We start from the raw sequence: 5,714 nt of genomic DNA on the forward strand, positions 1-5,714 counted from the left end.
ACGCCGTTCTTGTCGGCGTCGATGCCGGCGAACTGCTTCTCGCGGCCGATCTTGAATTCTTCCTTGCTGACCGAACCGTCGCCGTTGAGGTCCTGCTCCTTGATGAAGGTGTCGCGGGCGTGGGAGGCGGCGAAGGCGGGCGCGGCGACGCCCAAGGCAAGCGTGGCGGCGGCCAGGAGAGCGATCTTGATCTTCATGGTGCTGGTCTTTCTCAGCGCAGGGATTCGAAGGTGAGAGCGTAGGTGTAGGAGTGGCCGACCGGATCGGCGGCGGTCGGGGCGACGCGGTAGCGGGCCTGGATCTGGTAGACGCCCGACTTGGCCGGCTTGATCGTGAAGCGGCCCTGGTCGTCGCTGGTGACGTTGATCGGCGCGGCCTTGGCCTCGGCATAGTGATCGTCAGCGCCGTGCAGGGTGATGGCCTGGCCCTTCACGGGCTTGCCGTCGAACAGCACCACGAACCTGGCGTCCTGGCCGGTGGTGATCTCGCTGGGATGGGTGACGGCCACGAACTCCAGGCCCTTGCCCACCGGGGCCAGGGCCGTCGCGTTGGGCGCGCCGCGCGTCACATAGACGTCGGCCAGGGTCAGGCTCTGCATGTCCACTGGCGCGGACCCGGCGGGCGCCTTGCTGGGGTCCTCGAGGAACTCCCACTCGCCCTTGACCAGCACGGCCTTGGCGGTGCGGCCGGTGCGCTGGCCGGTGGTGATGCGATAGGTGCCGGGCGCCTCGGTCGTCACCTCGACCAGGGCCAGTTCGCGCAGGTTGGTCGGGGTCAGCGGCTTGCGCGCGCCGTCCGGCCCGACCACCGCCCAGGCGTCGGACTTCATCACCACCTCGGGCGCGAAGAAGCTTTCGGTGAACGAGCCCTGCACCGTCACCACCTTGCGGTCGCTGGCGTCGAACACGGTAGGCAACAGATAGGGCGAGTGGGCCTGGGCCGTCCCGGCCAAGGCGCCGGCGAAGGCCGCGCCGATCGCGAAGGCGGCGAAGGATAGCGAGCGGCGCATGGGCGGAATCTCCGGATGTGAGGAAGCGTCGCTGAAAGCTCTATTGCTAGTGATTCTAAGAATCAATCTCATTTAGCTTGACCAAGCCGCGCGATGGCCGTAGCTCGACCTCAACGAGATGCGAATAGTTCGCATCTACAGAACCAGACCCGGGGGTCTTCGATGTCTCGCGCCAAGCTCGCCAAGCTCACCTGTTTCGCCGCCGTCTCGGCCACCGCCCTGCTCTGCGCCCAGGCGGCGTTCGCGGCCGACGCCGCCGTCGCGACAAGGTGACGGTCACCGYGACCCGCTCGGAGAAGGCGCTGCAGGACGCCCCGGTGACCGCCAGCGTCATCTCCAGCCAGGAGATCGAGGACGGCCTGGTCAAGGACATCAAGGATCTGGTGCGCTTCGAGCCCGGCGTGTCGGTGCGCCGCGCCCCCGCCCGCTTCACCGCGGCCGGAGCCTCCACCGGCCGCGACGGCAACGCCGGCTTCAACATCCGCGGCCTGGAAGGCAACCGCGTCCTGGTCCTGGTGGACGGCGTGCGCATCCCCGACGGCTACGCCTTCGGCGCCCAGAACATGGGACGCGGCGACTATGTCGACCTCGACACCCTGAAGTCCGTCGAGATCGTGCGCGGCCCGGCCTCGGCGCTCTACGGCAGCGACGGCCTGGCCGGTTCCGTAAACTACTTCACCAAGGATCCGTCCGACCTGCTGACGTCCGGCAAGGCCTTCAGCCTGCGCGCCCGCGCCGGCTACGCCTCGTCCGACGAGAGCTGGACCGAGAGCCTGACCGCCGCCGGCCAGAGCGGCGCCTGGGAAGGCCTGATCGCCTACACCCGCCGCGACGGCGAAGGCCAGAAGACGGCGGGCACCAACGACTCCGCCAACACCGACCGCACCACCGCCAACCCCGAGGACAACCAGTCCAACGCCGTCCTGGCCCGGGTGGTCTACACCCTGAACGACCACAACCGCCTGCGCCTGACCTACGACCACCTCGACGGCGACACCAGCTGGACCGTGCTGAGCGCCATCGCCAAGCCGCCCCTGGCCGCGACCAGCGTGCTGGGCCTGACCGCCTTCGACAAGATGAAGCGCGACCGCGTCAGCTTCGACCACCGCTACACCGCCGGCGAAGGCCTGATCCAGTCGGCGACGACCACGCTATACTACCAGAACAGCACCACCCGGCAGTACTCGGCCGAGGACCGCAACACCGCCGTCGACCGCACCCGCGACGCCACCTTCGACAACGAGGTCTGGGGCGCGGCGCTGGAACTGCATAGCGACGCCACGATCGGCGGCGTGGTCCACAAGTTCGTCTGGGGCGGCGACGCCTCGATCACCCGCCAGGAGGGCGTGCGCGACGGCACGGCGCCGCCGGCCGGCGAGGTCTTCCCCACCCGCGCCTTCCCGACCACCGACTACACCCTGGCCGGCGCCTATGCGCAGGACGAGGTCGCCTTCGGTCCGGTGACCTTCTATCCGGCCGTCCGCTTCGACTACTACAAGCTGGAGCCCAAGAAGGACGCCCTGTTCACGGCCAATGTCCCGGCCGGCCAGAGCGAAAGCCACGTCTCGCCCAAGCTGGGCGTGGTGTGGAAGGCGACCGACCTGATCACGGTCTTCGCCAACGCCGCCGCCGGCTTCAAGGCCCCCTCCCCGTCCCAGGTCAATAACGGCTTCGCCAACCTGGTCTCGAACTACATGTCGATCTCCAATCCCGACCTGAAACCCGAGACCAGCGAGACCTTCGAGCTGGGCTTGCGCCTGAACCGTCCGACCTGGAACGCCAGCGTCACCGGCTTCACCGGCAAGTACGACGACTTCATCGAGCAGGTGCAGGTGCGCGGCACGTTCACCCCCGCCGACCCGGCCGTCTATCAGTACATCAACCAGTCGAAGGCCGAGATCAGCGGCGCCGAGGCCCGCTTCGTCACCGAACTGGGCGGCGGCTTCACCCTGCAGGGCGCGGCGTCCTACGCCCGCGGCAATTCGGAGAACGCCGGAAAGAAGGCCCCGCTGGTCACGATCGACCCGGTCAAGCTGGTGGCGGGCCTGTCGTACCGCGATCCCGCCGGCCGGTTCGGCGGCGCGCTGAACGCCGTCCATTCGGCCAAGGAGTCGGCCGGGCGCTCGGGCGTCAGTTGCAGCGTCACCCTGGGAACCCCGCCCCTCACCCAGACGGGCTCGGACTATTGCTGGATGCCCAAGGCCTTCACGGTGTTCGACCTGACGGCCTTCTGGAACGTCACCGACAACGTCACCCTGCGCGGCGGCGTCTTCAACATCACCGGCCAGACCTACGCCTGGTGGAGCGACGTGCGCGGCCTGGCCGACAACTCCGTCGTCAAGGACGCCTACACCCAGCCAGACCGCAACTACAGCGTCTCGCTGGCGGTGAAGTTCTAGGCCGATGAGGTTCTAGCCGGGCATCTCCCCTTCGACCGGCTGGATGCACGGGTCGCGATCGTTGTCGGCGGTCGCGGCCCGTCTTTTCATTTGAAGCCCCTGTTTTCGTGAAAGCTCCGTCAGAACAATGCGGCTTGGCCGTACGATCCAGGTCGACTACGACCCYGCCATGGACGCCAAGACCCCCGCCGACCGCTATATCCTGATCCTGCAATGCCCCGATCGTAAGGGCGTGGTCGCCGCCGTGTCCGGCTTCCTGGCCGACAACGACGCCTCGATCGTCGAGAGCAGCCACTTCAACGACGGCCTGGCCGACCAGTTCTACATGCGCACGGTGTTTCGTCCCGACGGCGACATGCCCGGGGTCGATGCGCTGCGTCGGGGCTTCGAGCTGATCGCCAAGCGCTTCGGCATGACCTGGGCCCTGCACGACTCCAGCGCCAAGCCCAAGGTGCTGATCGCCGTCTCCAAGTTCGGCCACTGCCTGTTCGACCTGCTGCACCGCTGGCGCGCCGGCCTGCTGCCGGTCGAGATCGTCGGCGTGGTGTCCAACCACGACGACATGCGCTCGTTCACCGAGTGGAGCGCCCTGCCCTATTTCCACCTGCCCACGACCAAGGCCAACAAGGCCGAGCAGGAGGACGCCTTCCTCAAGCTGGTCGATGATCTGAACGTCGATCTGGTGGTGCTGGCCCGCTACATGCAGATCCTGTCGCCGGCCCTGTGCGCGCGGCTGTCGGGGCGGTGCATCAACATCCACCACTCGTTCCTGCCCAGCTTCAAGGGCGCCAAGCCCTATCACCAGGCCTTCGAGCGCGGCGTGAAGATCATCGGGGCCACGGCCCACTACGTGACGACCGACCTCGACGAGGGTCCGATCATCGAGCAAGGCGTCCACCGGGTGGACCACAGCCACACCCCCGACGACCTGGTGACCCTGGGCCGCGACGTCGAGTGCACGGTTCTGGCCCGTGCGGTCACCTGGCACGTCGAGCACCGCGTGCTGATCGCCGGCGCCAAGACGGTGGTGTTCGACTAGAGCCTCCCTATATCCGAAGCTTCACCGAACATCGTTCGCGGCAAGCAAGGACTTCAGGATGGGCAGGATCGAAATCGCGGCGCTCTGCGCGTTGGTGGCGGGCGCCGCCCTGGGCGCTCCCGCCTCGGCGGCCGAGCACTACACCGGCCCGATCATCGACACCCACGCCCATCTGCGCACGAACGACGGCAATGGCCTGTCGCCCGCCCATCCGATCGGCACGACGGCCCTGCGGACGCTGGACCAGGCGGCCGGGGTCGAGAAGAGCGCCTTGATCGTCATCGCCCGGCGGGGCGACATGGCCGCCACCCGCGCCCTGAACGACGCGGCCATCGCGGCGGCCAAGGCCGATCCCCAGCACTTCTATCCGATCGCCTCGGTGCATCCCGCCGACGGCGACGCGGCCCTGGTCGAACTGGACCGCCTGGCCAAGCTGGGCGTCAAGGTGATCAAGCTGCACCCCAACACCCAGCGGTTCGACGTCGCCGATCCCGCCGTCGCCGCGGTGACGGCCAAGTGCGGCGAACTGGGCATGGCCGTGCTGTTCGACAGCTTCAACCCGCTGGACGCCAACGAGCTGGGCAAGCTGCTGATGCTGTCGCTGCAGCAGCCCAAGACCAATTTCATCTTCGCCCATATGGGCTTCACTCAGTTCCGCGACGTGCTGACCCTGTCCACGCTGCGCAAGCTGGGGATGGGCGGCAATGTCTGGCTCGACATCTCGGCGATCGGCACGGCCTATGCCGGCTCGCCCGTCCAGCCGGAGTTCGTCTGGACCCTGCGCCAGCATGGCGTCGACCATGTGCTGATGGGGTCCGACTGGCCGGTCGACACGCCCGCCGCCGCCATCGCCGCCGTCCGCGCCCTGGGCCTGACCGCCGACGAGGAGCGCCTGGTCCTGCACGACAACGCGGCCAAGCTGCTGGGCGCGAACTAGGGTTCGAACCCCATTGACCCGGCCCCAGGGTCCGCCTCGATAAGGGCGGCGTTCAAGCCGCCAGCGAGGTGATTCCGTGCGCTCTTCCGTCCCGTTCCTGAACCCCTCCGAGGCCGCGCGGCGGCTGGGCGTTTCGGCCAAGGCCCTGCGGCTCTATGAACAGCGCGGGCTGGTGCGCCCGCAGCGCACGGCGGCCGGTTGGCGAGCCTATGGTCCGGACGAGATGGCCCGCGCCGGCGAGATCGCGGCCCTGCGCGCCCTGGGCCTCAGCCTGGTCCAGGTCGGCCAGGTGCTGGGCGGCGACGGCCMGGCCCTGCAGCCGGCCCTGGC

4 protein-coding genes and 2 pseudogenes are annotated in these 5,714 nt (G+C 68.3%); 4 read left to right on the top strand and 2 right to left on the bottom strand.

Annotated elements, in window-relative coordinates:
- Positions 1-197, bottom strand: a pseudogene (locus AC1DZ6_RS19645) (EF-hand domain-containing protein); the annotation flags it as partial.
- Positions 198-211: 14 nt separating this feature from the next.
- The gene (locus tag AC1DZ6_RS19650; RefSeq protein WP_477098823.1) at positions 212-1,009 is read right to left on the bottom strand and encodes a DUF4198 domain-containing protein; all 798 of its coding nucleotides are present in this window, start codon (positions 1,007-1,009) and stop codon (positions 212-214) included.
- 162 nt (positions 1,010-1,171) lie between these two features.
- On the opposite strand from AC1DZ6_RS19650, the pseudogene AC1DZ6_RS19655 reads away from it, so the two are divergent.
- The 4 genes and pseudogenes from AC1DZ6_RS19655 to AC1DZ6_RS19670 all read left to right on the top strand — a co-directional run.
- Positions 1,172-3,408: pseudogene (locus tag AC1DZ6_RS19655) on the top strand (TonB-dependent hemoglobin/transferrin/lactoferrin family receptor).
- 169 nt (positions 3,409-3,577) lie between these two features.
- Entirely contained in the window at positions 3,578-4,447 is an 870-nt protein-coding gene (purU, locus tag AC1DZ6_RS19660) for a formyltetrahydrofolate deformylase (RefSeq protein ID WP_477098824.1), read from the top strand.
- Positions 4,448-4,505: 58 nt separating this feature from the next.
- Positions 4,506-5,384 carry an amidohydrolase family protein gene (locus AC1DZ6_RS19665; RefSeq protein ID WP_477098825.1) on the top strand — a complete coding sequence of 293 codons (879 nt, stop codon included), beginning with the start codon at positions 4,506-4,508 and terminating at the stop codon, positions 5,382-5,384.
- Between the two features lie 76 nt (positions 5,385-5,460).
- Positions 5,461-5,714 (top strand): MerR family transcriptional regulator (locus tag AC1DZ6_RS19670; RefSeq protein WP_477098826.1); only part of this gene is annotated, 254 nt, incomplete at its 3' end.

Source organism: Caulobacter sp. P1_B12_2, assembly GCF_056406675.1.